The following is a 24,811-nucleotide window of genomic DNA, read 5'->3' as shown; positions in this document are numbered from 1 at the left end:
ATCCTGAAAGCGCCGGTCAGCCGGCGATCTGCAGGTTGACCGCCTTCGGGCCCTTGCCGCGGCGATCGGGTTCCGTGTCGAAGCTTACCTTCTGGTTCTCGGAAAGGCCGTTCAGGCCGGAGGCCTGCACAGCGGAGATGTGTACGAAGATATCCGCACCACCGTTGTCGGGCTTGATGAAGCCGAAGCCCTTCTCGGTGTTGAAGAATTTTACGGTGCCAGTTTCGGCCATGCGTCAGGTCCTTTTCTCTCTGCCCGTATATTGGCGGCGGGCAGCATATCAGTTTTGCCCCGAAGGGCGTTAGGCAGGCAGTTCTCGAGGTTGAGGAAAGGGTCCTGTTTTCACCGCAGCCAGCCAACCGCTTGGTCCTTGGACCATCCAGATGTTGGCCGCCCGGAATTGTTTCGCGTCTCCGGCGCGCTTTTATTCAAGGTCTTCCCATGTTCGCAAATTGCCCGAACGGCGCAAGAGTGATGTGTTTGCTTCAAATTGGCAAGCAAAAGTTTTGCAAGCTCTTCCACACGCCTCACTTTGGTCAAATTGCGGGCGATTGCCGAAAAAACCCGCAGCATTCGCCGGGTTTCTTGAGGTTATGGTATGATTTATATTGCGATGCGAAAGAAGGGTGGCGCCGGCAGTCGCCGTCATACTTCGACGGAAGCGCCCTGCCTGCGACCGCGCAGGAGTTCCGGCACCAGTTCCACGGCCAGCATGGCGAGGAAGATGATGGCGCAGCCGGCATAGCCGGCCGGGCTGATCGTCTCGCCGAGCAGGAGCACGCCGAAAAGGGCGGCGAACAGCGCCTCGCTGGACAGGAAGATGGCCGCCTGCGGGGCGGTCGTGTAGCGCTGGGCGACGTTCTGGAAGATGAAGGCAAGGCCGCTGGAGAAGAGGCCGGCATAGAGGATTTCCGGCAGCGCGCCCTTGATCGCCGCAAGGCTGATGGGCTCGAAGAGGGCCCCGGCCACGCAGCCGAGCACGGCGCAGACGGCGAACTGCACGACGGAAAGCCCCAGCGGCCGGCCCGAGCGGCCGCCGAAGACGCCGACGCAGATCATCTGCACGGACCAGAGCAGCGCGCAGACGATGGTGAGGAAATCCCCGACCGTCAGGGCGGCGAGCGTGCCGCCCGAAAGCAGGAAGATGCCGAGGCAGGCCATGAAGGCGGCGGGCCAGACGATCCAGTGCGGCAGCCGGCGCAGCACCAGCACGGTGAGGATCGGCGTGAAGACGACGTAGAGCCCGGTAAGGAAGCCCGAATTGGTGACGGTGGTGGTGAGAAGCCCCACCTGCTGGAAGGCGGCGGCGGCAAAGAGCGCGATGCCCGTGACGACGAAGCCGCCGATATCGGCCCGCCGGACGGGGCCGGTGGCGCGGGCTTTCTCCCAGAGCGCGAAGGGCAGGGCGACGACGGTCGCCATGGCGAAGCGCAGGCCGATGAACCAGATCGGCCCCAGCGCATCCATCGCCGTCGACTGCGCGATGAAGCCCGCGCCCCAGATGGCGCCGGCCAGCAACAGCAGAAGGTTCGCCTGAACGCGCGTCATGCCTATCGTCCCGGATGGAGGAAACCGGCGCGGTCGCGCCTTGCTTCGTGCTAGCAGGGCGGCCGTTGCAAGGCAAGCCGGTCCTAATCCGTCGTGGCGGCGGTGCGGGAGACCCGCAGCAGCGCGCCGTCCTCGCCGTCGACGAGGAGCAGCAGCGCGCCGTCGGGCGCCACGACGACATCGCGCAGGCGGCCGAACTCGCCGTCGAACAGCCGTTCCTCGGCGACGACCGCCCCGCTCTCGTCGCGCTCCAGCCGGGCGACGAGCTGGTATTTCAGGGCAGTCACGATGAGGTTGCCGTCCCATTCGGGGAACATCGCGCCGTGATAGACCGCGATGGCGCTTGGCGCGATGGAAGGGTCCCAATAATAAAGCGGCTGCTCGTAGCCCCTGGCGGACGAGCCGAGGTCGAATTCCGCGCCGGAATAATGCCGGCCGTAGGAGACCAGCGGCCAGCCGTAGTTCCTGCCCGGCTGCGGCAGGTTCACCTCGTCGCCGCCGCGCGCGCCGTGCTCGACGGAGATCAGCGTGCCGTCCTTCGGGTCGATGGTGAGGCCCTGCGGGTTGCGGTGGCCCTTCGACCAGATTTCCGGCCGCCCGTCCGAGGTGCCGAGGAACGGATTGCGGGCGTGCGGGCTGCCGTCCGGGTTGATGTGCAGGATGGAGCCGGCATCGTCGCGCGGGTCCTGCGCGCGCATGTCCTCGCCGCGGTCGCCGATGCCGAAGAACAGGCTGCCGTCCTTTGCGATCGCGATGCGCGAGCCGAAGTGATGGTCGCTCGCCGTCAGGCCGTTCATCAGGAAGATGCGCGTCGTGTCTTCCAGCGCGGTGCCGTCGTCGGAAAGGCGCGCCCTTGCGACGGCCGTGCCCTCGCCGCCTTCGCCGCGGGCGGCATAGGTGAGGTAGAGCGTGCGGCTCGTTGTAAAATCGGGGGCGAGGGCGATGTCGAGAAGGCCGCCCTGGCCGTTGGTCGCCACTTCCGGCACGCCGCGGATGGGAGCGGAGAGCTTGCCGCCGGAAACGATGCGCAGCGTGCCGCCCTTTTCCGAGACGATGTAGCGGCCGTCCGGCAGCACCTCGACCGACCAGGGCTGGTCGAGGCCTTCCACCACCGTTTCCACGGAGAGCGGCGCCTTCTTGCTGGAGAATTCGCGGGGTTCCGCCGAAGCGGGCGAGGCGGCGGAGAGGAGGGCGGCAAGGCCGGCTGCTGCCGTGCCCGTGATGATCCCGTTCAAATGCTTGCTGTGGCGCATCGCTGTCTCCCGTCCCGCCGTTAACTGGCCCAGGTCGCGGGCGCTTTCAAGAGCGGCGGGCGGCAGCGGGCATTACTTTTGCGCCGGCACCGTCTGCTGGATGCCGGAGGTCTGGATCGTATCGACCGCGATGGCGGGCGGCGACATGAGGCCGACGACCATCGCCACGCAGGCGGCCAGCGCCATCATGGCCATCAGGAACAGGGCGCGCGACTCCCGTGCCTTGGGCTTCCTGCCGATCTTGTCGTCATCCAGAAACATCGTCGTCCCCCGTGCTTTCGTCCTCGCTACGACAGCCAAAAGGCCCGCCGAAATCGGCACGACAAGGACGGAATTGCGGCAAGGCCCGACATTTATTGCGGCGAAAAGATGGCAGGGCGAAAAAGCATGGTTTTCAGCGTCTTCCGCCGAATAGACCGTTCCCCGCTCGTTCTAGACGCCTCGTTTGCCGAACTGGCGGAGGGGTCTTGCGATGCGGCTTTCGAGGGGCATGACGCCGCCGGCCGGCAGGGCCTCGCCGGAGGCCGGCGCAGGCTCGCCGGCGGGCTCGGGAAAGGCGGCGGCAAAGCCCGTCGGGGCGAGTTCCGGCCGCGCGAGGAGATAGCCCTGCATCAGCGGGCCGCCCATGCCGCGGCAAAGGGAGATGGTCTGCTGATCCTCGATGCCGGCGACGATGGCGCGGATGCCTTTCTGCGCGAACTGGCCGACGACGACGCGAAGGAGCGCAAGGCCGGCGGAGTTTTCCGCAAAACCGCGCAGCCAGGCCGTGTCGAAGGTCACGAATTGCGGTTTCAGCCGTTCCATGCGGTCGAGGTCGCGGTCATCGCCGGTATACTCGTCGATGGCGACGGAAAAGCCGGCCTCGTGCAGGCGCGCGGCAAGGCGGGCAAGGTCTTCGGGGGAATCGCCCGGGTGCTCGCGGATCTCGCAGGCGATGCGCTCCGGCGCCATGCCGGCCTCGTGGGCGGCAAGGCGCAGGCGCTCCATCTCCTGCCGCATCGCCTGCGCCGTCAGGTGCAGGCCCGCCTGCATGTTGACGATGAGGGCCGTATCCGGCCGGGCGAGCGGGCCGGCATTGAGGATGTGCAGGCTCCGGCAGAGGCCGTCCACCGCCGCGCGCTCTTCCTCCGGCACCTCCTGGAAGAATTCCGCCGGCGAGCAGGGCATGTCGCCCATGCCCGCCCGCACGAGCCCCTTGAAGGCGGCGATGCCGAGGGCGCCGTCCGGGCGCTCGATGAAGATCGGCTGCAGGGCCGATTGCAGACGATAGGCGCCGTAGGCCGCGCTGAACGCGCCATCGGGCTGGCGGACGAGATTGGAGAAGATGCTTTTCTCGCTCATGCAGCGCACCACCCGCTGGAACGATGTCGACGGCAGAAGGATAGGTGATATCCGTTAACGCCGGTTTAATCTTTCGCGTAAAAATCACGATGGTTTTCGTCTGTCTCAACCAATTGGTGTGCGGGGCCGCCGATCCATTCGCATCGCTGATGGCGTTCATGAAATTTTGCGTGGACGCCCGCATTTCCCGCTTTTTTCGCCCTTCGCGCTTGCAAGACAGGCCCACATTCGACATAGACCTAACCGCTATGGAGCCCGGCGCTCCGGGTCCATGGCGTCCAGCCGCCTTTGAACCCGATGAGGACATTGCATCATGGCCTTTCTTGCCGACGCCCTTTCCCGCGTGAAGCCCTCCGCCACCATCGCCGTCTCGCAGAAGGCGCGCGAACTCAAAGCGAAAGGCCGCGACGTCATCGGGCTTGGCGCGGGCGAGCCGGACTTCGACACGCCGGACAACATCAAGCAGGCCGCCATCGAGGCGATCAACCGCGGCGAGACGAAGTACACGCCCGTCTCCGGCATCCCGGAGCTGCGCGAGGCCATCGTCAAGAAGTTCAAGCGCGAGAACAACCTCGACTACACGCCCGCCCAGACGATTGTCGGCACGGGTGGAAAGCAGATTCTTTTCAACGCCTTCATGGCCACGCTGAATGCGGGCGATGAAGTCGTTGTCCCGACACCTTACTGGGTGTCCTATCCCGAGATGGTGTCGCTGTGCGGCGGCACGCCGGTCTTCGTCGCCACCACGCAGGAAAACAAGTTCAAGCTGAAGGCTGAAGACCTTGAAAAGGCGATCACGCCGAAGACCAAGTGGTTCATCTTCAACTCGCCGTCCAACCCCTCGGGCGCGGCCTACAGCCATGACGAGCTGAAGGCGCTGACGGACGTGCTGATGCGCCATCCGCAGGTCTGGGTGCTGACGGACGACATGTACGAGCACCTGACCTACGGCGACTTCAAGTTCGCGACGCCGGTGGAGGTCGAGCCCGGCCTCTACGACCGCACGCTGACGATGAACGGCGTCTCCAAGGCCTATGCGATGACCGGCTGGCGCATCGGCTATGCGGCAGGTCCCCTCGCGCTGATCAAGGCCATGGACATGATCCAGGGCCAGCAGACGTCCGGCGCCTGCTCGATTGCCCAGTGGGCTGCCGTCGAGGCGCTGAACGGCACGCAGGCCTTCATCCCGGAAAACAAGAAGATCTTCGAGGGCCGCCGCGACCTCGTCGTCTCCATGCTCAACCAGGCGAAGGGCATCGAGTGCCCGTCGCCGGAAGGCGCCTTCTACGTCTATCCGTCCTGCAAGGGGCTGATCGGCAAGACCGCGCCTTCGGGCAAGGTCATCGAGACGGACGAGGATTTTGTCTCCGAGCTGCTGGAAACCGAGGGCGTCGCCGTCGTGCACGGCTCGGCCTTCGGCCTCGGCCCGAACTTCCGCATCTCCTACGCGACCTCGGAAGCCCAGCTCGAAGAAGCCTGCAAGCGCATCCAGCGCTTCTGCGCGGCCTGCAAGTAAGCCATTTCGCTTCGCAATGAGAAACCCGCCGGAGACGGCGGGTTTTTTGCCGCGCCTGCCCCACGCTCTGCGTCATCCTCGGCCTTGAGCCGAGGTTCCACGCGTCCCCTGCGGCGGGGAATGGATGCTCGGGTCAAGCTCGAGCATGACGGAGGAGAGGGCGTGGCATGGGCGTCATCGTGCGATGCTTTTTTCCCGTCGATCGGTGAAATTTTCGCCTTCGTCACCGATATAAGGAAGCGATACGGAAACACCGGAGCAGCATCATGAAAGCCACATCCCTTTTTCTCGCCGCCCTGCTGGCGCTGGCTGCCGCGACGTCCGCGCTTGCTGCGGACCGCTACGACGAGCGGAGCGAGAAGGCGTCGCACGGCAAGGTCGTCGTCGGCGAGCATCCGACCATGATGACGGTCTGGGACTATTTCTTCCACAACCCGGAAAAGTACCGCACCATGCGCAACGGTCCCGGCGAATACTACCGGGGCATCGAACGCCCCTGACCGTCCTCACAGCCCGATCAGCGTCAGCATGACGAAGGTGGCGAAGAGGATGAAATGCGTCATGCCCTCGATGGCGTTCGTCTCGCCGTCGTTGAGGTTGATGGCGGCGGCGATCAGCGTGATCGTCACCATCACCGTCTGGGTCGGCGACATGGCCATGACGAAGGGTTGGCCCGTGTAGAGGGCGATCGCCTCCATCACCGGCACCGTGAGGATGACGGTGGAGAGCGAGGCGCCCATGGCGATGTTGACGACCGACTGCATGCGGTTGGCGAGCGCCGCCCGCAGCGCCGTCAGGATTTCCGGCGCGGCCGAGATGGCGGCGACGACGACGGCCATCAGCGCCTGCGGTGCGCCCGAGCCCTTGAGGCCCGCCGTCAGCAGCACGGACATCGCTTCGGCGAGCGTACCGATCAGCACCACGCCCACGACGATGACGACGATGGAAAGGGTGGCCGGCTCGTTCTCCTCCGGCGCCTTGCTCGGCAGGCCCTCCCTGCGCTCGGCGCGCGGATAGGCGTAGCTGAAGAAATAGCTGTGCGCGCCCACCTGCATGCGCAGGAACAGGGCATAGAGCGCAATCATCGCGCCGATGGTGAAGGCGGAGTAGAGGTGCCAGCTCTCGCGCGGCACGAATTCCGGCACCACCATGGAAATGCCCATGGCCGTCAGGATCATCACGCCGTAGGTCTTGCCCGAATCGTCGTTGTAGGGCTGCTCGCCGTGGCGGATGCCGCCGAGAAGGGCGGCAAGGCCGAGGATGCCGTTGATGTCCAGCATCACGGCCGCGTAGATCGTGTCGCGCACCAGCGTCGGCGAGGTCTCGCCCTGCATCATGATGGCAAGCACGACGACCTCCACCATCACCGCCGACAGCGTCAGGATCATCGTGCCGTAGGGATCGCCGACCTTCGAGGCGAGGATCTCGGCATGGTGGGCAATGCGGGTGGAGACGAGGATGATCGCCACGATGAGCGCGAAGGCGGCAATCAGCACCGGCAGCCGGCCCATGTCCAGAAGGGTGTGCTCGCTCGCGTAAGCGATGACCGCGACGGCAAGGCCGATGAACAGGAAACGTTCCTTCAGCAGGCTGGACAGCATGGGCGGCGGGACTCCTCGGCAGGTGCAGTTAGGCTAGATGTAGCCGAGGCTGGTGAAAAGGAAACGCCCGCGGAACAGAAATCCGCGGGCGTTTTGTGATGTCGAGGCCGAGTATGCCGCAACACCCCCCTCTGCCCTACCGGGCATCTCCCCCACAGGGGGGGAGATCGGCAAGGGGCATGTGCTTGCTCAATCTGCGACGTCTACGAAGGGCGAGACGTTCCCCCATCCAATCTCCCCCCTTGTGGGGGAGATGCCCGGCAGGGCAGAGGGGGGTGTTGCAATGCCCGCCTTGAGATGTGCTCTCAGGCCACATTCTCCAGCGCCGGATAGTCGGTATAGCCCTTGGCGCCGCCGCCGTAGAAGGTGTCCTTGTCCGGCGTGTTGAGCGGCAGGTCCTCCTTCAGGCGCTTCACCAGGTCGGGGTTGGCGATGAAGAGCTTGCCGAAGGCGACGAGGTCGGCCCTGCCGCTGGAAACGGCATCGAGGGCGAGGTCTCGGTCGTAGCCGTTGTTGACCATCCAGCCCGCCTTGCCGCCGGCCGCGCGATAGGCGGCGTGAAGGGCGGCATAGTCGAAGGGCTTGTCGCCCTGCTGGTAGTCGCGGGGCCCGCCCGTCGCGCCTTCGATGACGTGGACATAGGAAAGGCCGTAGCGGGCAAGGCCCTCGACCACATGGGTAAAGAGCGGCTGCGGATCGGGGTCGAAGGCGTCGTTGGCGGGCGTGACGGGCGAGATGCGGATCGCCGTGCGGCCGGCGCCGATTTCCTTCGTGATCGCCTCGACGACCTCGAAGAGGAAGCGGGCGCGGTTCTCGATGGAGCCGCCGTAGTCGTCGGTGCGCCGGTTGCTGCCCGAGCGCAGGAACTGGTCGATGAGGTAGCCGTTGGCGGCGTGGATCTCGATGCCGTCGAAGCCGGCCTCGATGGCGGCGCGGGCGGCGCGGCGGTAATCCCCGACGATACCGGCAAGCTCGTCACGCTCGAGGGCGCGGGGCTCGGAGGTTTCCGCGAAGGCGCCGCTGCCGTCGGCGTTGATGAGGTAGGTCTTGGACTGGGCGCGGATGGCGGACGGGGCGACCGGCTTGCCGCCGTTCGGCTGCAGGCTCTCGTGCGAGATGCGGCCGACATGCCACATCTGCGTGACGATCTTGCCGCCGGCCCTGTGGACGGCGTCTGTGACCTGCTTCCAGCCGGCGAGCGCTTCCGGCGTATAGAGGCCCGGCACGTCGGCATAGCCCTGGCCCTGCTGGGTGATGGGCGTGCCTTCCGTGATGATGAGGCCGGCCGAGGCGCGTTGCTCGTAATAGGCGGCGTTCAGCGTGTTCGGCACGGCGCCCGGGGAGCGGTTGCGCGTCAGCGGCGCCATGACGATGCGGTTGGCGAGCTGGATGTCGCCGATGACGATGGGATCGAAGAGCGAGGTCATGGATGGTCCTTCTTCTGGCTGGGAGGAGGGGCGCCTAGAGGGCGCCGTTGATGTGCTGGAGGAAGGCGGCGATCGCTTCCTCGTCACGCTTGAAGAACACCCATTGGCCGACCTTGCGCGTCGTCACGAGGCCGGCGCGCTGGAGGGTGGCGAGATGGGCGGAAACGGTCGACTGCGAGAGGTCGCAGCGCTTTTCGATCTGTCCGGCGCACACGCCGAATTCCAGGGGATGCTCCTGACCGGCGAAATGCCGCTCGGGCTCCTTCAGCCAGGCGAGGATTTCCATCCGCCTGGGATGGGCGAGGGCTTTGAGGATTTCGTCGGTGTCGGTCGGGCTCATGTTTATCGTGATCCGGCGATGAGTATATCGTTAGATAGCGATATTGGGATCGACGCTTGCCGATGCAAGGGGCATGGGCAAAAAAAGAGGGCCACAAGCGAAAGCCTGGGCCCTGCTAGGTTGAAGGCTAAAGAACCTCCAGAGGGGAACAGCCAACGCGCGGCACTGGGAGGAGAAAGACCGCACTGCGCTGGCTGTCCTAGATATGGGCAAGCAAGGGCGTGTCTTCAAGGGATGGGTTTGCCGTGTTTTGCCGGAATGGTGAAAATTTCGTTCCGGTCAACGGAAGGCAAAAAAAGAGGGCCGCAAGATCAACTTGGGCCCTTTATAGTTTTGAAGGTAATAAAACCTCCAGAGGGGAACAGCTGCTGCGGTGGCACTGGGAGGAAAAAGCCACCAAAATGCATCAGCTGCGGGCGATATGATGCTTTCGCGGGCATATGGCAATCATTTAATGCGCATGCCAGCCATGCGCATGGCGCAGGACTGTGCAAAGCCGCCCGTCAGAAGTTCCAGTTGCGTGCCTTGGCGACGATGAAGTCGCGGAAGACCTTCAGTTTCGCCGAGTTCTTCATCTCGCCGGGATAGCAGAAATAGGTATCGAACGAAGGAATGTCGGCGCTGACGGGGAGCTGGATAAGTCCCGGATCGCGCCCGACAATATAGTCCGGCAGCATCGCGATGCCGATGCCGAGTAGGCAGGCCCGCTTGATCGAGGTCTGGCTGTTGATCTGCAGCACCGAGGGGCGGGGATTGTCGGAATCGCGTCCGGCGATCTCCAGCCAGTTGACGTCGAGCAGGTAGCTCGGCGCCGGCTCCCCGAAGGTGATGATCTTGTGGCCGTCGAGGTCGTCGATGGACTGCGGCTCGCCGTAGCGGTTGATGTAGGAGGGCGCGGCGTAGATGTGCATGTGCACGGTGAAGAGCCGGCGCTGGATGAGGTCGGACTGCTGCGGCTCGCGCAGGCGGATGGCGCAGTCGGCATGGCGCATGTTCACGTCCAGCTCCTCGTTGTCGAGGATGAGCTGCACCTGCATGTCGGGATAGAGCGCGAGGAATTCCTGCACCTTGTCGGTCAGCCAGCCCTGGCCGAGGCCGACCGTGGTGGTGATGCGCAGCTTGCCGCTCGGCTTCTCGGTGTTCTCCGTGAGCTGCACGCGCACGCTTTCGAGCTTCATCAGCACGTCGTGCGCGGTGCGGTAGAGGATTTCGCCCTGCTCGGTGAGGATGAGGCCGCGGGCATGGCGGTGGAACAGCTTGATGCCGACATCCTGCTCCAGGGCGCTCACCTGGCGGCTGATGGCCGATTGCGAAAGGTGCAGCTTGTCGGCCGCATGCGTGAAGGAGCCGGCCTCGGCCGCGGCGTGGAAAATCCGCAGCTTGTCCCAGTCGAGCGCCATTCTATCCCCCATATGTCTGTGAGGCGGGGAGCGCACGCTTCCCGCCCGGTCGCTGATTGAACTGTTCCCACACGGGCGGTCGGACCGGGTCCGCCGCCCTTTGTTGGCGGCTTCTACTCGGCCGCAATTGCGACAGGCATATGACCTGCAAGGTATTTTTCGGTTTCAAGGGCCGCCATGCAGCCCATGCCGGCGGCCGTGACCGCCTGGCGATAGATGTCGTCCGTGACGTCGCCTGCGGCAAAAACGCCCGGCACGTCGGTCGCGGTGGAATCGGGCGCGGTCCAGAGGTAGCCGTTCGGCTTCTGGCGCAGCTTGCCCTTGAAGAGCTCGACCGCCGGTGCATGGCCGATGGCGACGAAGACGCCGTCCGTGACCATGTCGCGCGTCTCGCCGGTCTTGACGTTGCGCAGCTTCACGCCGTTGACGGAGGCCGGCATCGGGGGCTTTGCCTCGGCGCCGAGATATTCGACGACCTCATGGTCCCAGACGACCTTGACGTTCTCCTTGGCGAACAGGCGTTCCTGCAGGATTCTTTCCGCGCGGAAGGAATCGCGGCGATGCACGACGGTGACCGTCTTTGCGAGGTTGGAAAGGTAGAGCGCCTCTTCCACCGCCGAATTGCCGCCGCCGACCACGATGACGTCCTTGTTGCGGTAGAAGAAGCCGTCGCAGGTCGCGCAGGCCGAGACGCCGAAGCCCATGAACGTGTGCTCGGTCTCGATGCCGAGCCACTTGGCCTTGGCGCCCGTCGCGATGATGAGCGCGTCCGCGGTCCATTCGGTGCCGCTGTCGGTGGAGATGCGGAAGGGACGCACGTCGAGATCGACATTCGTCACGAGGTCGTTGACGATCTCGGCGCCGACATGGCTCGCCTGCTTGAGCATCTGCTCCATCATCCACGGACCCTGCACCGGATCGGCATAGCCCGGATAGTTCTCCACATCCGTGGTGATCATGAGCTGGCCGCCCTGTTCCATGCCGGCGATCAGCACGGGCTCCAGCATGGCGCGGGCGGTATAGATCGCGGCGGTATAGCCGGCCGGGCCGGAGCCGATGATCAGCACCTTGACGTGACGCGAGGAAGCGGGGCGGGCGGACATGGTCGTTCCTTCCGGGCACGTGGCCCAATCGGCCCGCCCGCGCGGTCTCGCGTAGGGCACGGGCCAGCGTGTCTTTGTTCGATCCTCATTTATGAGGGGACTGCCGGCAGTTTCAAGTGCGTGCGGCGCTTTGCCAACAGGCAAGCGACGGCGCGTGACATATTTGTGCCTCTTCCAGTAACAATCTTGCGCCGATGACGCGATTCGGGTTACTTCCGGTCGTCTTCCCGAAAGGTCTTTCCATTCCCATGTTTCGTGCCGAACTCGACGCCATCGACATCCGCATCCTGAAAGAGCTCCAGGCCGACGGGCGGATGACCAATGTAGAGCTGGCCGCGCGCGCCGGCATCTCCGCCCCGCCGTGCCTGCGGCGGGTGCGCAAGCTGGAGGAGGCCGGCATCATCGAGGGCTATACGGCGATGCTGAACGCGCCCGCGCTCGGCTACGACCTCGTCGCCTTCTGCATGGTGGGCCTCAAGCACCAGTCGGAGGCGAACCTCAAGGCCTTCGCGCTGGCGACCAGCGCCTGGCCGATGGTGCGCCAGGCCTGGATGGTCTCCGGCGACAGCGATTTCCTGCTGCATTGCGTGGCCGAGAACCTGACGCGCTTCCAGGACTTCGTCATCGAAGAGCTGACCGCCAACCCGCAGGTCGATACTGTGCGCACCATGCTGACGATCCGGCAGGTGAAGAAGGTGGGACTGGTGGAGCTTTAAGAGGGTAGCTTGCCGCCGGCCGTTACAGCAAGCCCGCATAGACTGCGTTGACCGCCTTCGCCTCGTTCTCCAGCGCGAAATTCTCCCGCACCTCGGCAAGGCCCGCCGCGGCGTGGCGTTCCGTCATGTCGGGGTCGGCGAGATAGGGGCGGATGGCCTCGCGCAGCGCTTCGTAGTCGCCGGCCGGTACCACGGCGCCGGTCTTGCCGGGCGTGATCATCTCGGCATAGGCGCCGGCATCGCTGGCGACGACGGCGGTCTGCGAGGCCATGGCTTCGAGCGGCGTCAGGCCGAAGCCCTCGTTGCGCGAGGGGGCGACGTAGAGCGAGAGGCGGCGATACCAGACCTTCACGTCCGGCACTTCGCCGAGGAAGAGGATGCGGTCGGAAAGGCCGGCCGCGGCGATCTCGGCCCTGAGGCCGTCGGCGAAGGCCGTATGGCTCGCCGTCGCGCGGCCGCAGACGATGGCGGTCCAGTCCGGATGGTGCGGCAGAAGCTCGATCATCGCCCGTACGAAGAGGTCGGTGCCCTTCTGGTGGCGGATGCGGCCGAAGCAGCCGACGAGATGGCGGCCCGGCAGGCCCGAGGCCGCGATGGTGTCGTCCGCGCCGCGCGGCGGGTGGAAGGCATCGAGATCGACGCCGTGGTGGATGACGCGGAAAGGCACCTTGAGGAAGGAGGCGGAACGGTCGCTGGTGGCGATCACCGCGTCCATCCGGCGGATGAGGAAGCGCGTATAGGCGCTGTGCCGACGCTGCGCGGCCGAGGTGAAGACGAGCTTCAGCGGCATGCGCAGCACATCGCGCAGGAAAAGGCCGAAGCCCATCTCGTTGTTGCGCCGTGCGTGCCAGATGCGGTGCCTGCGCCCCCTGGGCGCGCGCCAGAGGCCGAGAAGCGCGGCAAAGCCGATCTTCGGCAGGCCGGCATTGTCCGGCAGCCCCGGACCGATCACGGCGATGCGCGTGCCGAGCTTCGCCTGGAAGGGCACGAGCTGGACGATCGTCGACGTCACGCCGGAGAGCCGGCGCTTGAAGTTCGGCGCGATCACGTCCACGTCCTTGATGTCGGCCACCGCCCCGGCCCCCGGCAAGCGGGCCTCAGCCCCAGGTGACGGCGAGGATTTCGTAGGCCTTGGAGCCGCCGGGCGCGTTGACCTCGATCGAATCGCCGACTTCCTTGCCGATCAGCGCGCGGGCGATGGGCGAGGAGATGGAGATGCGGCCGGCCTTCACGTCGGCTTCCTGGTCGCCGACGATCTGGTAGACCTTCTCCTCCTCGGTGTCCTCGTCGACGAGCTTGACGCGGGCGCCGAACTTGATCTTGGAGCCGGACATCTTGGACAGGTCGATGACCTCGGCGCGCGCGACGAAGTCTTCCAGCTCCGTGATGCGGCCTTCGTTGTGGCTCTGCGCTTCCTTGGCGGCATGGTATTCGGCATTTTCCGAAAGGTCGCCATGGGCGCGCGCTTCGGCGATCGCCTCGATGATTCGCGGACGCTCTTCCTGCTGGCGCCAGCGCAGTTCTTCCTGCAGCTTGACGAACCCGTCCTGAGTCATCGGTACCTTTTCAACCATTTTTTCCCGTCCTTCATACCGCGCCGCCCGGGCAAAGGACCCGCGCGAACGCAAAAAGAAAACGGTCTCCGGAGAGTTTTCCCCGGAACCGTCGAAAGCATTTGAACACCCCTTATAGCAGATCGCCCGTCCCGAAGGCCAGTTATTTCGCCGGCCGGCTCCTGCTGCCCACAGCCGCCGGAACAATCCCCCGGCGCCTCCGTTAGCCGGAAGAACGCGGGAGCAAGGCATGGCCATCGACAATTCGGCGCATCTGGAAGGCAGGATCAACGCGCATCGGCGCCTGCTGGTGGAGTTGATCTCCGTGGTCGCCGCCATCCCCGAGGCGCGCGCGGCGCTCGTCGCCATGGCGCAAAGCACGGAAACGGTCATGGACCATGAGGAGGATCCGGGCATCGAGCCCGACCCAGCCTTTGCCGCCCAGCAGATCGCCGACGACGAGATTCGCGGCATCCTGGCGGCGGCGATGGCCCGCGTCGAAACCAAACAGTGAGGATTGAACGATGGGTGTGATGGAGAAGATTTCCGCTTACTGGAAGCAGTTTTCCGGTGAAGTCACCGGTGATCAGGCGAAATACGACGAGGGACGCCGTCAGGCGGCCGCCTCGGACGCGCCTTCCTTCGAAGAGCGCGGTGAGAACGGTGTTCCGGGCGCCGTGCCGCGCGTTCTCGCCGGCAGCGAGGGTGCTGTGACGCCTGCCATGGAAACGCCCGCGCCCGTTGCCGACTATTCCGACGTCGAGCAGTTGAAACTCTTCCGGCTCGTTCCCGTCGCCGCGGCGAACGACACGAACTGGGACAATGCGCCGAACCAGGGCGAGGTCGTGGTGCGCGCCCGCTCCAGCGGCGATGCGCGCGTCGTGGCGGCGGAAGCCGAGCTCGACTTCATGGAGATCGATGCGCTGCCCGCCGACGGCAATTCCACGACCTCGTCGAGCGCCTTCCGCAACGAGAAGCTCTACACCGTGATCGACGAGACGGACCCGTCCTATCCGGTGGAGGGGCCGCGCGAGGTCGTCGCCGGCACCGTCCGCGTCGACAACATCCGCCCCAGCGAATTCTGAGGAGACCGTCATGACCCCGAGCCAGTCCGCGAGAACCGTGGAGAAGCAGCGCGATATCCAGGAGGAGGTGGCGAAGGCCGACCGCAAGGGAGGCGGCGGCAAGCCCGGGGCCATGCAGGCCGGCGCGCGGCCCTATCCCGTTCCGCCCTTTCCCGAACAGCACCAGCCCAAGCCCGGCCACGAGGCAAAGCTCGATCCGCCGCCGATGTACGATGCGCCCTTCTACAAGGGCTCGGAAAAGCTGAAGGACAAGGTGGCGCTCATCACGGGCGGCGATTCCGGCATCGGCCGGGCCGTCGCGGTGTTTTTCGCGCGCGAGGGGGCCGATGTCGCCATCGTCCACCTTGCCGAGGGTGCGGATGCGAAGGAGACGATTGCCGCCGTCGAGGCGGAGGGACGCCGCTGCATGGCCTTTGCCGGCGACGTCAAGGACAAGGCTTTCTGCGCGCAGACGGTCAAGTGCGTGGTGAAGGACCTCGGCCGGCTCGACGTCCTCGTCAACAACGCCGCCTTCCAGGTGCATAGCAAGGATATTCTCGACCTTTCGGAAGAGCATTTCGACGAGACGCTGAAGACCAATCTCTACGGCTATTTCTTCATGGCGCAGGCGGCGGTGCCGCACATGGAGCCGGGCTCGGCCATCGTCAACACCGGCTCGGTCACCGGGCTCGAGGGCTCCAAGGACCTCCTCGACTATTCGATGACGAAGGGCGGCATCCACGCCTTCACCCGTTCGCTCGCCAGCCAGCTCGTGCCGCGCGGCATCCGCGTCAACGCAGTCGCGCCGGGTCCGGTCTGGACCCCGCTCAACCCCTCCGACAAGGAGGCCGGGGACGTCGCGAAATTCGGCGCCAAGACGCCGATGAAACGCCCCGCCCAGCCGGAAGAACTCGCCCCCGCCTACGTCTTCCTCGCCTCGCCGCACTGCTCCAGCTACATCACCGGAGAGGTGCTGCCGATCATCGGCGGGTATTGAGGACGAAAAAGGCCGGGCGGTGAACCGCCCGGCCTGACTTGATGACGAACCTCACTCCGCCCTCAGGCGTCATCCTCGGCCTTGAGCCGAGGATCCAGATATCACCCCGTCGGGTGGATGCTCGGGTCAAGCCCGAGCATGACGGAGGAGGAGAGGGCCGGGCGTCTAAAAGTCCCGGGCTTTTCTCTCTCAGAAATACGCCTGCAGCGGGCGGACTTCCAGTTGTCCCTGCTTGAGGGCCTTGATGGCCTGGGCGGCGGCCTCGGCGCCGGCCATGGTGGTGTAGTAGGGCACCTTCTGCATCAGGGCGGCGCGGCGGAGCGACTTCGAGTCGGAAATCGCCTTGCTGCTGTCCGTCGTGTTGATGACGAGGCTGACCTGGCGGTTGCGGATGGCGTCCTCGACATGCGGACGGCCTTCCTGCACCTTGTTGACCTTCACCGCCTCGATGCCCTTTTCGGCAAGGAAGCGGGCGGTGCCGGAGGTCGCCATGACCTTGAAGCCGATGTCGGTGAGGAGGCGCACGGCCGTCAGCACGCGGTCCTTGTCCTCGTCGCGAACGGAAACGAAGACCGTGCCGCCGCGCGGCAGGTCGACGCCGGCGCCGAGCTGCGACTTGGCGAAGGCCAGCGCGAAGTCCGTGTCGAGGCCGATGACCTCGCCGGTCGAGCGCATTTCCGGGCCGAGCAGCGTGTCGACGCCCGGGAAGCGGGCGAAGGGGAACACGGCCTCCTTGACGGCGATGTGCTTGAGGTTGCGCGGATCCGGCTTCTTGCCGTAGGCGGCGATCGCCGCATCAAGGCCTTCGCCGGCCATGACGCGGGCGGCGATCTTGGCGATCGGCGCGCCGATGGTCTTGGCGACGAAGGGCACCGTGCGCGAGGCGCGCGGGTTCACTTCCAGCACGTAGATTGTGCCGTCCTTGATGGCGTACTGCACGTTCATCAGGCCGCCGACGTTGAGCGCCTTGGCGAGCGCCTTGGTCTGGCGCTCCAGTTCGTCGACGATCTCGGTGGAGAGCGTGTGGACCGGCAGCGAGCAGGCCGAGTCGCCCGAATGGATGCCGGCTTCCTCGATGTGCTCCATGATGCCGGAGACGAAGACGTCCTTGCCGTCGCTGAGCGCGTCGACGTCGACTTCCACGGCGTTCGACAGGTAGCTGTCGAAGAGCAGCGGGTTCTTGCCGAGCAGCGTATTGATCTGGCCGGTCTTGTCGTTCGGGTAGCGCTGCTTGATGTCCTCCGGCACCAGTTCCGGCACGGTATCGAGCAGGTAGGTCTGGAGCTGGCCTTCCGAATGGATGATCTGCATGGCGCGCCCGCCGAGCACGTAGGACGGGCGCACGACCAGCGGGAAGCCGATCTCGCCGGCGACGAGGCGGGCCTGCTCGACCGAATAGGCGATGCCGTTGTTCGGCTGCATCAGGTCGAGCTTCATCAAAAGCTTCTGGAAGCGGTCGCGGTCCTCGGCAAGGTCGATCATGTCGGGCGCGGTGCCGAGGATCGGGATGCCGTTCTTTTCCAGCGCTTCGGCGAGCTTCAGCGGCGTCTGGCCGCCGAACTGCACGATGACGCCGACGACCTCGCCGTTGGTCTGCTCGGCTTTCAGGATCTCGATGACGTCCTCGGCCGTCAGCGGCTCGAAATAGAGGCGGTCGGAGGTGTCGTAGTCGGTCGAGACGGTTTCCGGGTTGCAGTTGACCATGATCGCCTCATAGCCGGCATCCTTCAGCGCGAAGGCGGCATGGCAGCAGCAATAGTCGAACTCGATGCCCTGGCCGATGCGGTTCGGCCCGCCGCCGAGGATGACGACCTTCTTGCGGTCCGAAATGCCGGCTTCCGAGCGCGTGGCGCCCGCGAACGGCGTCTCGTAGGTCGAGTACATGTAGGCCGTCGGCGAGGCGAATTCGGCCGCGCAGGTATCGATGCGCTTGAAGACCGGGCGGACGTTGAGGCCGTTGCGCAGCTCGGCGACTTCCTTGGGGCGCTTGCCGGAAAGGGTGGCAAGGCGCGCGTCGGAGAAGCCCATGGCCTTCAGCATGCGCAGGTTCTCGGCGTCCTCCGGCAGGCCGTGCTCGCGGATGCGGGCCTCCATGTCGACGATCGCCTTGAACTGCTCGAGGAACCACGGGTCGATCTTCGAGCCCTCATGCACCTCTTCCAGCGTCAGGCCGAGGCGCAGGGCCTGGGCGACCATGCGCAGGCGGTCCGGCGTCGGGGTAGAGATGGCGGCGCGGATGGCGTTCTTGTCGTTGCCGTCGCCAAGGCCGGGGATCTCGATCTCGTCGAGGCCGGTCAGGCCCGTTTCGAGGCCGCGCAGGGCCTTCTGGAGCGATTCGGCGAAGGTGCGGCCGATGGCCATGACCTCGCCGACCGACTTCATGGCGGTGGTCAGCGTCGGCTCGGCGCCGGGGAACTTCTCGAAGGCGAAGCGCGGAATCTTCGTGACCACGTAGTCGATGGACGGCTCGAACGAGGCCGGGGTCGCGCCGCCGGTGATGTCGTTTTCCAATTCGTCGAGCGTGTAGCCGATGGCGAGCTTGGCGGCGATCTTGGCGATGGGGAAGCCGGTCGCCTTGGAGGCGAGTGCGGAGGAGCGCGAGACGCGTGGGTTCATCTCGATGACGACGAGGCGGCCGTTTGCCGGGTTGACGGCGAACTGCACGTTCGACCCGCCGGTCTCCACGCCGATCTCGCGCAGCACCGCGATCGAGGCGTTGCGCATGATCTGGTATTCCTTGTCCGTCAGCGTCAGGGCAGGGGCGACGGTGATCGAGTCGCCCGTGTGGACGCCCATCGGATCGATGTTCTCGATGGAGCAGATGATGATGCAGTTGTCCGCCTTGTCGCGGACCACTTCCATCTCGTACTCCTTCCAGCCGAGGACGGACTCCTCGATGAGCACTTCCGTCGTCGGCGAGGCGTCGAGGCCGCCGGAGACGATGTCGAAGAATTCCGAGCGGTTGTAGGCGATGCCGCCGCCGGTGCCGCCGAGCGTGAAGGACGGGCGGATGATGGCGGGAAGGCCGATCTCGTCCAGCGCCTGCGCACCGATGGCCATGGCATGGCTCATGTAGCGCTGCTTGCGGTCGGTCTCGCCGAGGTTCCAGCGGTTCTCCAGCTCGTCCAGCGCCTTGTCGAGCGCATCGCCGGAAAGCTCGGCCTTGAGCTTGGCGCGCTCGGCCTCATGGGCCTTGCGGTCCAGTTCCTTGATGTCGGTGGCGTTGGCCAGCATCGACTTCGGCGTTTCGAGGCCGATCTTCGCCATGGCCTCGCGGAAGAGCGCGCGGTCCTCGGCCTTGTCGATGGCTTCCGGCTTGGCGCCGATCATCTCGACATTATAACGGTCGAGCACGCCCATGCGCTTCAGGGAGAGCGCCGTGTTGAGCGCCGTCTGGCCGCCCATGGTCGGCAGCAGCGCGTCGGGTCGCTCCTTGGCGATGATCTTGGCGACGACTTCGGGGGTGATCGGCTCGACATAGGTCGCGTCGGCAAGGCCCGGATCGGTCATGATCGTCGCCGGGTTGGAGTTGACGAGGATGACGCGGTAGCCTTCCTCCTTCAGCGCCTTGCAGGCCTGGGTGCCGGAATAGTCGAATTCGCAGGCCTGCCCGATGACGATCGGCCCCGCGCCGATGATGAGGATCGATTTCAAATCTTGGCGCTTGGGCATCTCTCTATCCGTTCTCGTTCGCTTCGGCCGCGTGCGCGAAAAAACCGGCATGGCGATGGGTTCACCGGGCCGGGCGCGCAAAAATGGTCTTTCAAGGCTAGAAGCGGCTTATAGGCAAATGCGGAGGAGAGCGGAACCCCGAAAATCGCCGAATCGACAGGAAAATGCGGGGCCTCGTTACGGCGCGGCTGCCGCACGAGGCCGCCGTTCACTCCGCCGCCAGGATGGCCGGCAGTTCCCGCAGAATGGTGTCGCGTGCCCGCAGGCTCGTGCGGGACGTCTGCTTCCTTTCATCCTGGATCAGCCGGGCGAAGACGACGGTGCGGTCGTCGCGGCTCGCCCAGCCGATATACCAGCCGTAGGGGCGGCCGTAGTTCGGCGTTCCGTCGGGCTTTTTCGAATAGGCCATGCCGGTCTTGCCCTGCACGCCCCAGCCCTCCGCGATGTCGCGCCGCTCGACGATCGTCATGGCCGCATCCATCGCGTCGGCGGAGACGGGCAGTTCGTGGTTGACCAGCTTCCTCAGGAAGGCGACCTGCTCGCGCGGCGAGATTTTCAGCGAGGAGGCGATCCAGGCACGCTCGAGGCCGTTGTCCTTGCCGGGGTCGCCCGTCATGTCGGCATTGCCGTAGTCGAAGGCCTCGGCATAGTCGCGCAACTGCTCGTAGCCGAGGAACCTGGTGATCTGCTGCGAATACCAGACGACGGAATATTCCAGCCAGCGCTTCGGCGTCGTCGGCTGGCGCCAGGCATCGCCGCCCCAGTCGGGATAGCCTTCCATGAAGGGCAGCACCGGCTCCTCGGCATTTTCCAGGAAACCGGAATCGTAGCCCATCACCGCCAGGGGCACCTTGAAGGTGGAGGCGGGCGTGACGCGCGTCTTGCAGTCGCCCTTCTCCAGGATGATGTCGTCGCTGGCCGCATCGGCGACGATTGTACAAATAATACGGGCTTCGGCGGGCGCGGAGAAGCCGGCGGCTAGCAGGGCGCTGGCCGCGACAAGACGAAAATCCATCGCGTTTCCTCGAAATATGAATGGCTTGCATCCCATGGATAGCAGTGCTCTTGTGGCCTGACAAAAGATGAATACTGGTCTCAGCCATTAGGAAAATTAGGGCATTGCCATGGTTCGGCCTTATCTGCCGCTCAACGCCTTCCGCGCCTTCGAGGCTTCCGCCCGGCATCTCTCCTTCACGCGGGCGGCGATCGAGCTGAACGTGACGCAGGCGGCCGTCAGCCATCAGGTCAAAAGCCTCGAAGACCAGCTCGGGGTCGCGCTCTTCAAGCGCCTGCCGCGCGGGCTGATGATCACGGCGGAGGGCGAAAGCCTTTTGCCGGTGCTGCGCGACGGCTTCGACCGCATGGCCGATGCGCTGGAGCGTTTTCGCGGCGGGCATGTGCGGGAGATCCTGACGGTGGGTGCGGTCGGCACCTTCACCGTCGGCTGGCTGCTGCCGCGCCTTGCCGCCTTCCGCGAGCGCCACCCTTACGTGGAGGTGCGGCTTTCGACCAACAACAACCGGGTCGACCTTGCCGCCGAAGGCCTCGATTTCGCCATCCGCTTCGGCACGGGCGCATGGCACGGCACGGATGCCGTCCGCCTCTTCGAGGCGCCGCTTTCCGTTCTCGCCGTGCCGGCGGTCGCCAGGGACCTGAAGGAGCCGGCGGACCTTCTTTGCCTGACGCTGCTGCGCTCCTACCGGCGCGACGAGTGGACGCGCTGGTTCGAGGCCGCCGGCCTGCCGCGCACGCCGCCGCCGCAGAACGCGGTCGTCTTCGATACCTCGCTCGCCATGATGGAAGCGGTGTTGCAGGGCGTCGGCGTCGGGCTCGCGCCGCCGCTGATGTTTTCGCGCCTGCTCGCCTCCAGGGCTGTCGTCCAGCCCTTTGCGACGAGCGTCGCGCTCGGCAGCTACTGGCTGACGCGGCTGCAATCGCGCAGCGTCACCCCCGCCATGTCCGCCTTCGCCGCCTGGCTGGAGGAGACGGTAGCGGGGGAGGGCCTCGCCTGAGCCGTCAGGTGAGGTTGCGGCGGCGTTCCAGCTCGGCGTCGGTCGGCGTGTCGAACTCGAAAGAGCCGGTGGCGACCTCGCCGGCGCGGGCATATTGGTTCATCGTCACGCCCGTGTCGCTGGTCTTCGAGGAGATCAGCGTCAGCGCGCGCGGGAAGGAGGCGTCCGCGAAGAGCCGCTTGCCCTTGCCGAGGATGACCGGGAAGATCGAGACGTGGATCTCGTCGACGAGGTCGTTCTCGAACAGCGCCTTCAGGAATTCGGTGGAGCCCTGTGTGAGGAGGTCGGGACCCTCGCCCGCCTTGAGGGCGCGCACGGCGGCGACGGCGTCCGGACCGAGCACATGGCTGTTCTGCCAGGTGGGCGCGAAGGCCGGGTTGCGCGTTGCGACAAATTTGTCGATGCGGTCGAAGAGCGGGCCGATGGGATCGTCCGCCGCCGCATAGGGCCAGTGGGCGGCGAAGATATCGTAGGTCTTGCGGCCGAGCAGCAGGTCGAAGGGTTTGGCAAAGGTCTCGCCGACGGACTCGCCCATCTTCTCGTCGAAGAACGGGGCCACCCAGCCGCCGAAGCGGAAGCCGCCGATGGGATCCTCCTCGGGCCCGCCCGGCGCCTGCATGACGCCGTCGAGGCTGACGAAGGCGCCGACAATGATCTTTCGCATGGGGTCTCTCCCGGCATGGTGTTGAAGGATACCTAGAGACGCGCGGCGGAACGGCAATCCGACAGGCGCCCCGAAAAAATCAGTCCCAGCGGGAGCGCACCGCCTCCAGGCGGCTGCGGCTGACGGGGATTTCCGCGCCGTCCCTGAGCACGACCGCAAGCCGCCCGTCGGCGCGCACGAGCCTTGCCACATGGGCGTCGGCCACGAAATGCGAGCGGTGCACCTGGAGGCCGGGCGTATCGCCGACCTCCTCCAGCGCATCGGAAAAGCGCAGCAGGATGAGTTCGCGCCCGCGGCTGGTCGTCACCTCGGTGTAATGGTCGGCGACGGTCATGTGCAGGATGGGCCCGCGGTTTTCGGGCTTGAGGCGGCGCAGCAGCGGCACGTCGGACGGCGCCTCGGCAGACGGCGGCGGCGCGGCGGCAAGGGCGGCGGCCTGCCGGCTGCTCATCGTGAGGAAGGTGAGGCCGCAGAAGAGCGCGGAGAGGAGGAGGCCGCTCACGATGCCGCCGGCAAGCGTGGAAAGCGTCGGTTCGCCGCCGAAGGTGAAGAGGCTGATCGCCTCCGTCGCCAGCCCCACCGGAACGCCCGCGACGACCGTGCCCACGGCCATGCGGCCAGGGAGGCTCGGCATGCGCGGCCGCAACGCCGTGTCGACGAGGACGATAGTGACGACCGCGATGCTCCAGGCGACGGCATGCAGCACGAACCAGAAGCCGAGGCGCGGCACGGCGGCGAGCCGCTCGGCGGTGCCGTAGGGGCCCGTCACCCAGAAGATCAGCACGACCGCCGCAAAGGTCGCCCAGAAGCGCGGCGAGCGCAGGAAGATCTGCAGTTCACGAAGCGCGGATTGCAGGAAGGGGCTTTTCACGAAGTTTTCCGTCCGTTCGGGCCAAAGCGTTTGAGGCGGACCGATCAATGGCGCAAGCCGGCTGCGAATTCAACCGCACCGGAGCCCTTCCATGACCTTCGCGCCGCTTCTTGCCGCCCCCTTCGCCATCCAGTTCCATGTCGCGACCGTGCTGCCCGCCGCGCTCCTCGGCGCCTTCCTGCTCGCCCGGCCGAAGGGCACGCCCGCCCACCGCCTTCTCGGCAAGGTCTGGCTGGTGCTGATGGTGGCGACGAGCGTTTCCACCTTCTTCATCCACGGCATCGACATGGCCTTCGGCTTCAGCCCGATCCATATCCTCTCGCTCTATGTCATCGCCGGCAGCTTCAAGGCGATTGCGGCCGCGCGCCGCCGCGATATCCGTGCCCACTGCGCCCATGTCGCGGGCATGTATTTCGGCGGCATCGTCGTCGCCGGCCTCTTCACGCTGGTGCCGGGCCGGTTGATGAGCACGATGATCTTTGGCGGCGCCTCCGGCCTCCAGGGCGGACTTTCGGCCGCCGTCATCACGCTGCTCATCGTCGGCGCGGGCTCGCTCGCGCTGCACCAGGGCGGCTGGGCCGAGCGTTTCAACGCCGTCCTTCGCCGTCGTTGACGGGCCGCTTTTCGTTTTGCAAGGCGCATGCGCAGGCCCTATAAGCGGGTGCTGAGGAACGAATTTACGCCACAAGCGTTCGTCGGCCATCAACGCGGGGAAATGCGCCATGGAATGGAAAGGTCGTCGCCAGTCGGACAATATCGAGGACCAGCGCGGAGCCGGGCCCTCGATGGGAGGGAGCAATCCCTTCGGGCGCGGCAGCGGCGGCGGTTTCCGCATTCCGATGGGTGGCGCGCGCCGGGCCGGCGGCGGCATGAGCATCGGCACGATCATCTTCCTCGTCGTCATCTACTTCGTCCTGAAGATGATGGGCATCGACCTCCTGCAGGTGATGGGCGAGGGCGGCCAGACCTCCCAGCCGGGCTTCGAGCAGACGGAAACCGCAAGCCGTCGCTCCTCCGCGCAGGAGGAGGAGACCAAGGCCTTCATGGCCACGGTGCTCGCCGAGACGGAAGACACCTGGAGCGGCATCTTCAAGGCGGCCGGCGAGACCTACGAGGAGCCCAAGATGGTGCTCTTCTCCGGCTCGGTGAAATCGGCCTGCGGCTTCGCCTCGGCGGCTTCCGGCCCGTTCTACTGCCCGGGAGACCACAAGCTCTATCTCGACATGAGCTTCTTCGACGAGCTCGCCAACAAGTTCGACGCGGCCGGCGATTTCGCGCAGGCCTATGTCGTGGCGCACGAGGTCGGCCACCATGTGCAGAACCTCACCGGCATCCTGCCGCGCTTCAACCAGCAGCGCCAGCGCATGAGCGAGGTCGAGGCCAACCAGATGTCCGTGCGCGTCGAGCTTCAGGCCGACTGCTATGCCGGCATCTGGGGCAAGTATACCGAGCAGAAGGGGCTTCTGGAGAGCGGCGACCTCGAGGAGGCGCTGAATGCCGCCACGCAGATCGGCGACGACACGCTGCAGAAGCGCATGCAGGGCTATGTCGTGCCGGAAAGCTTCAACCACGGCACCTCCGAGCAGCGCCGCCGCTGGTTCAAGCGCGGCTTCGACAGCGGCCGGCTCGACGCCTGCAACACCTTCCAGGGCGATATCTGAGATATCGCCCCTCACGGCGGATGCGGCGGAAATCCCCGCATTCGCTGATGGACGTATCAAAACAATTGCAAT

25 protein-coding genes are annotated in these 24,811 nt (G+C 65.7%); 9 read left to right on the top strand and 16 right to left on the bottom strand.

The window, feature by feature from the left end; translation table 11 throughout:
* Positions 1–16 precede the first annotated feature (16 nt).
* From HNQ66_RS09295 to HNQ66_RS09275, 5 genes are all read right to left on the bottom strand, one after another.
* Complete coding sequence (locus HNQ66_RS09295) at positions 17–232, bottom strand: cold-shock protein (protein WP_064330734.1); 216 nt, start codon at positions 230–232, stop codon at positions 17–19.
* Positions 233–645: 413 nt separating this feature from the next.
* On the bottom strand, positions 646–1,548 hold the full coding sequence (locus HNQ66_RS09290; RefSeq protein ID WP_184143384.1) for a DMT family transporter: 903 nt from the start codon (positions 1,546–1,548) through the stop codon (positions 646–648).
* Between the two features lie 83 nt (positions 1,549–1,631).
* Positions 1,632–2,801 (bottom strand): PQQ-dependent sugar dehydrogenase, encoded by a 1,170-nt coding sequence (locus HNQ66_RS09285; protein ID WP_184143382.1) that lies wholly within the window; start codon positions 2,799–2,801, stop codon positions 1,632–1,634.
* Positions 2,802–2,873: 72 nt separating this feature from the next.
* Positions 2,874–3,062, bottom strand: a complete 189-nt coding sequence (locus HNQ66_RS09280) for a hypothetical protein (RefSeq protein WP_184143380.1) — start codon at positions 3,060–3,062, stop codon at positions 2,874–2,876.
* Positions 3,063–3,233: 171 nt separating this feature from the next.
* Positions 3,234–4,142, bottom strand: coding sequence for an EAL domain-containing protein (locus tag HNQ66_RS09275; RefSeq protein WP_184143378.1), 909 nt, complete (start codon positions 4,140–4,142; stop codon positions 3,234–3,236).
* A gap of 313 nt (positions 4,143–4,455) precedes the next feature.
* Here HNQ66_RS09275 and HNQ66_RS09270 point away from each other — a divergent pair, with 313 nt between their 5' ends.
* Both HNQ66_RS09270 and HNQ66_RS09265 read left to right on the top strand, forming a co-directional pair.
* Positions 4,456–5,658 (top strand): pyridoxal phosphate-dependent aminotransferase, encoded by a 1,203-nt coding sequence (locus HNQ66_RS09270; protein ID WP_184143376.1) that lies wholly within the window; start codon positions 4,456–4,458, stop codon positions 5,656–5,658.
* Positions 5,659–5,924: 266 nt separating this feature from the next.
* Positions 5,925–6,158, top strand: a complete 234-nt coding sequence (locus HNQ66_RS09265; RefSeq protein WP_184143374.1) for a hypothetical protein — start codon at positions 5,925–5,927, stop codon at positions 6,156–6,158.
* Between the two features lie 6 nt (positions 6,159–6,164).
* Here the strand turns inward: HNQ66_RS09265 and HNQ66_RS09260 are convergent, their stop codons facing one another.
* The 5 genes from HNQ66_RS09260 to trxB form a co-directional block, all read right to left on the bottom strand.
* Positions 6,165–7,259 carry a calcium:cation antiporter gene (locus HNQ66_RS09260; protein WP_184143372.1) on the bottom strand — a complete coding sequence of 365 codons (1,095 nt, stop codon included), beginning with the start codon at positions 7,257–7,259 and terminating at the stop codon, positions 6,165–6,167.
* A 305-nt stretch (positions 7,260–7,564) separates the two neighbouring features.
* Entirely contained in the window at positions 7,565–8,686 is a 1,122-nt protein-coding gene (locus tag HNQ66_RS09255) for an alkene reductase (RefSeq protein ID WP_184143370.1), read from the bottom strand.
* 34 nt (positions 8,687–8,720) lie between these two features.
* Complete coding sequence (locus tag HNQ66_RS09250; RefSeq protein ID WP_184143368.1) at positions 8,721–9,026, bottom strand: ArsR/SmtB family transcription factor; 306 nt, start codon at positions 9,024–9,026, stop codon at positions 8,721–8,723.
* Positions 9,027–9,529: 503 nt separating this feature from the next.
* Entirely contained in the window at positions 9,530–10,426 is an 897-nt protein-coding gene (locus HNQ66_RS09245) for a LysR family transcriptional regulator VtlR (protein WP_184143366.1), read from the bottom strand.
* Positions 10,427–10,539: 113 nt separating this feature from the next.
* Positions 10,540–11,529 (bottom strand): thioredoxin-disulfide reductase, encoded by a 990-nt coding sequence (gene trxB, locus HNQ66_RS09240; RefSeq protein ID WP_184143364.1) that lies wholly within the window; start codon positions 11,527–11,529, stop codon positions 10,540–10,542.
* 248 nt (positions 11,530–11,777) lie between these two features.
* On the opposite strand from trxB, the gene HNQ66_RS09235 reads away from it, so the two are divergent.
* Entirely contained in the window at positions 11,778–12,245 is a 468-nt protein-coding gene (locus tag HNQ66_RS09235) for an Lrp/AsnC family transcriptional regulator (RefSeq protein ID WP_184143362.1), read from the top strand.
* Positions 12,246–12,267: 22 nt separating this feature from the next.
* On the opposite strand, the gene HNQ66_RS09230 is transcribed toward HNQ66_RS09235, so the two are convergent.
* Together HNQ66_RS09230 and greA are read right to left on the bottom strand one after the other, a co-directional pair.
* A complete protein-coding gene (locus HNQ66_RS09230; protein ID WP_184143360.1) occupies positions 12,268–13,317 on the bottom strand; it encodes a glycosyltransferase in 1,050 nt (349 codons plus the stop codon).
* 25 nt (positions 13,318–13,342) lie between these two features.
* Positions 13,343–13,819, bottom strand: a complete 477-nt coding sequence (gene greA / locus HNQ66_RS09225) for a transcription elongation factor GreA (RefSeq protein WP_184143358.1) — start codon at positions 13,817–13,819, stop codon at positions 13,343–13,345.
* A 229-nt stretch (positions 13,820–14,048) separates the two neighbouring features.
* Between greA and HNQ66_RS09220 the strand changes: the two genes are divergently transcribed.
* The 3 genes from HNQ66_RS09220 to HNQ66_RS09210 all read left to right on the top strand — a co-directional run bounded on the left by HNQ66_RS09220 (position 14,049) and on the right by HNQ66_RS09210 (position 15,859).
* Entirely contained in the window at positions 14,049–14,312 is a 264-nt protein-coding gene (locus tag HNQ66_RS09220) for a hypothetical protein (RefSeq protein ID WP_184143356.1), read from the top strand.
* Positions 14,313–14,520: 208 nt separating this feature from the next.
* The gene (locus HNQ66_RS09215) at positions 14,521–14,883 is read left to right on the top strand and encodes a hypothetical protein (RefSeq protein ID WP_184143846.1); all 363 of its coding nucleotides are present in this window, start codon (positions 14,521–14,523) and stop codon (positions 14,881–14,883) included.
* Between the two features lie 10 nt (positions 14,884–14,893).
* On the top strand, positions 14,894–15,859 hold the full coding sequence (locus tag HNQ66_RS09210) for an SDR family oxidoreductase (protein ID WP_184143354.1): 966 nt from the start codon (positions 14,894–14,896) through the stop codon (positions 15,857–15,859).
* 189 nt (positions 15,860–16,048) lie between these two features.
* Here HNQ66_RS09210 and carB read toward each other — a convergent pair whose 3' ends face one another.
* Together carB and blaOXA are read right to left on the bottom strand one after the other, a co-directional pair.
* Positions 16,049–19,531 carry a carbamoyl-phosphate synthase large subunit gene (carB, locus tag HNQ66_RS09205; protein WP_184143352.1) on the bottom strand — a complete coding sequence of 1,161 codons (3,483 nt, stop codon included), beginning with the start codon at positions 19,529–19,531 and terminating at the stop codon, positions 16,049–16,051.
* 208 nt (positions 19,532–19,739) lie between these two features.
* Positions 19,740–20,546 carry a class D beta-lactamase gene (gene blaOXA, locus HNQ66_RS09200; protein ID WP_184143350.1) on the bottom strand — a complete coding sequence of 269 codons (807 nt, stop codon included), beginning with the start codon at positions 20,544–20,546 and terminating at the stop codon, positions 19,740–19,742.
* Positions 20,547–20,655: 109 nt separating this feature from the next.
* Between blaOXA and HNQ66_RS09195 the strand changes: the two genes are divergently transcribed.
* The gene (locus HNQ66_RS09195) at positions 20,656–21,543 is read left to right on the top strand and encodes a LysR family transcriptional regulator (RefSeq protein ID WP_184143348.1); all 888 of its coding nucleotides are present in this window, start codon (positions 20,656–20,658) and stop codon (positions 21,541–21,543) included.
* A gap of 4 nt (positions 21,544–21,547) precedes the next feature.
* Here HNQ66_RS09195 and HNQ66_RS09190 read toward each other — a convergent pair whose 3' ends face one another.
* Entirely contained in the window at positions 21,548–22,207 is a 660-nt protein-coding gene (locus HNQ66_RS09190; RefSeq protein ID WP_184143346.1) for a dihydrofolate reductase family protein, read from the bottom strand.
* Between the two features lie 79 nt (positions 22,208–22,286).
* Positions 22,287–23,078, bottom strand: coding sequence for a LytTR family transcriptional regulator DNA-binding domain-containing protein (locus tag HNQ66_RS09185; RefSeq protein ID WP_184143344.1), 792 nt, complete (start codon positions 23,076–23,078; stop codon positions 22,287–22,289).
* A gap of 91 nt (positions 23,079–23,169) precedes the next feature.
* On the opposite strand from HNQ66_RS09185, the gene HNQ66_RS09180 reads away from it, so the two are divergent.
* Together HNQ66_RS09180 and ypfJ are read left to right on the top strand one after the other, a co-directional pair.
* Complete coding sequence (locus HNQ66_RS09180; RefSeq protein WP_184143342.1) at positions 23,170–23,691, top strand: DUF2306 domain-containing protein; 522 nt, start codon at positions 23,170–23,172, stop codon at positions 23,689–23,691.
* Positions 23,692–23,800: 109 nt separating this feature from the next.
* The gene (ypfJ, locus tag HNQ66_RS09175; protein ID WP_184143340.1) at positions 23,801–24,739 is read left to right on the top strand and encodes a KPN_02809 family neutral zinc metallopeptidase; all 939 of its coding nucleotides are present in this window, start codon (positions 23,801–23,803) and stop codon (positions 24,737–24,739) included.
* The last annotated feature ends 72 nt before the right edge of the window (positions 24,740–24,811 follow it).

The sequence above is a fragment of the Shinella fusca genome (assembly GCF_014203155.1).
GTDB lineage: Bacteria > Pseudomonadota > Alphaproteobacteria > Rhizobiales > Rhizobiaceae > Shinella > Shinella fusca.
The sequence above is the reverse complement of the archived record's forward strand: the minus strand, read 5'-3'. Positions and strand labels throughout refer to the sequence as shown.

What these genes read in the sequence shown, in the direction of transcription:
- HNQ66_RS09295 (WP_064330734.1), bottom strand. Translation starts at nt 232, where the DNA reads ATGGCCGAAACTGGCACCGTAAAATTCTTCAACACCGAGAAGGGCTTC.
- HNQ66_RS09290 (WP_184143384.1), bottom strand. Translation starts at nt 1,548, where the DNA reads ATGACGCGCGTTCAGGCGAACCTTCTGCTGTTGCTGGCCGGCGCCATC.
- HNQ66_RS09285 (WP_184143382.1), bottom strand. Translation starts at nt 2,801, where the DNA reads ATGCGCCACAGCAAGCATTTGAACGGGATCATCACGGGCACGGCAGCA.
- HNQ66_RS09280 (WP_184143380.1), bottom strand. Translation starts at nt 3,062, where the DNA reads ATGTTTCTGGATGACGACAAGATCGGCAGGAAGCCCAAGGCACGGGAG.
- HNQ66_RS09275 (WP_184143378.1), bottom strand. Translation starts at nt 4,142, where the DNA reads ATGAGCGAGAAAAGCATCTTCTCCAATCTCGTCCGCCAGCCCGATGGC.
- HNQ66_RS09270 (WP_184143376.1), top strand. Translation starts at nt 4,456, where the DNA reads ATGGCCTTTCTTGCCGACGCCCTTTCCCGCGTGAAGCCCTCCGCCACC.
- HNQ66_RS09265 (WP_184143374.1), top strand. Translation starts at nt 5,925, where the DNA reads ATGAAAGCCACATCCCTTTTTCTCGCCGCCCTGCTGGCGCTGGCTGCC.
- HNQ66_RS09260 (WP_184143372.1), bottom strand. Translation starts at nt 7,259, where the DNA reads ATGCTGTCCAGCCTGCTGAAGGAACGTTTCCTGTTCATCGGCCTTGCC.
- HNQ66_RS09255 (WP_184143370.1), bottom strand. Translation starts at nt 8,686, where the DNA reads ATGACCTCGCTCTTCGATCCCATCGTCATCGGCGACATCCAGCTCGCC.
- HNQ66_RS09250 (WP_184143368.1), bottom strand. Translation starts at nt 9,026, where the DNA reads ATGAGCCCGACCGACACCGACGAAATCCTCAAAGCCCTCGCCCATCCC.
- HNQ66_RS09245 (WP_184143366.1), bottom strand. Translation starts at nt 10,426, where the DNA reads ATGGCGCTCGACTGGGACAAGCTGCGGATTTTCCACGCCGCGGCCGAG.
- trxB (WP_184143364.1), bottom strand. Translation starts at nt 11,529, where the DNA reads ATGTCCGCCCGCCCCGCTTCCTCGCGTCACGTCAAGGTGCTGATCATC.
- HNQ66_RS09235 (WP_184143362.1), top strand. Translation starts at nt 11,778, where the DNA reads ATGTTTCGTGCCGAACTCGACGCCATCGACATCCGCATCCTGAAAGAG.
- greA (WP_184143358.1), bottom strand. Translation starts at nt 13,819, where the DNA reads ATGGTTGAAAAGGTACCGATGACTCAGGACGGGTTCGTCAAGCTGCAG.
- HNQ66_RS09220 (WP_184143356.1), top strand. Translation starts at nt 14,049, where the DNA reads ATGGCCATCGACAATTCGGCGCATCTGGAAGGCAGGATCAACGCGCAT.
- HNQ66_RS09215 (WP_184143846.1), top strand. Translation starts at nt 14,521, where the DNA reads ATGGAAACGCCCGCGCCCGTTGCCGACTATTCCGACGTCGAGCAGTTG.
- HNQ66_RS09210 (WP_184143354.1), top strand. Translation starts at nt 14,894, where the DNA reads ATGACCCCGAGCCAGTCCGCGAGAACCGTGGAGAAGCAGCGCGATATC.
- carB (WP_184143352.1), bottom strand. Translation starts at nt 19,531, where the DNA reads ATGCCCAAGCGCCAAGATTTGAAATCGATCCTCATCATCGGCGCGGGG.
- blaOXA (WP_184143350.1), bottom strand. Translation starts at nt 20,546, where the DNA reads ATGGATTTTCGTCTTGTCGCGGCCAGCGCCCTGCTAGCCGCCGGCTTC.
- HNQ66_RS09195 (WP_184143348.1), top strand. Translation starts at nt 20,656, where the DNA reads ATGGTTCGGCCTTATCTGCCGCTCAACGCCTTCCGCGCCTTCGAGGCT.
- HNQ66_RS09190 (WP_184143346.1), bottom strand. Translation starts at nt 22,207, where the DNA reads ATGCGAAAGATCATTGTCGGCGCCTTCGTCAGCCTCGACGGCGTCATG.
- HNQ66_RS09180 (WP_184143342.1), top strand. Translation starts at nt 23,170, where the DNA reads ATGACCTTCGCGCCGCTTCTTGCCGCCCCCTTCGCCATCCAGTTCCAT.
- ypfJ (WP_184143340.1), top strand. Translation starts at nt 23,801, where the DNA reads ATGGAATGGAAAGGTCGTCGCCAGTCGGACAATATCGAGGACCAGCGC.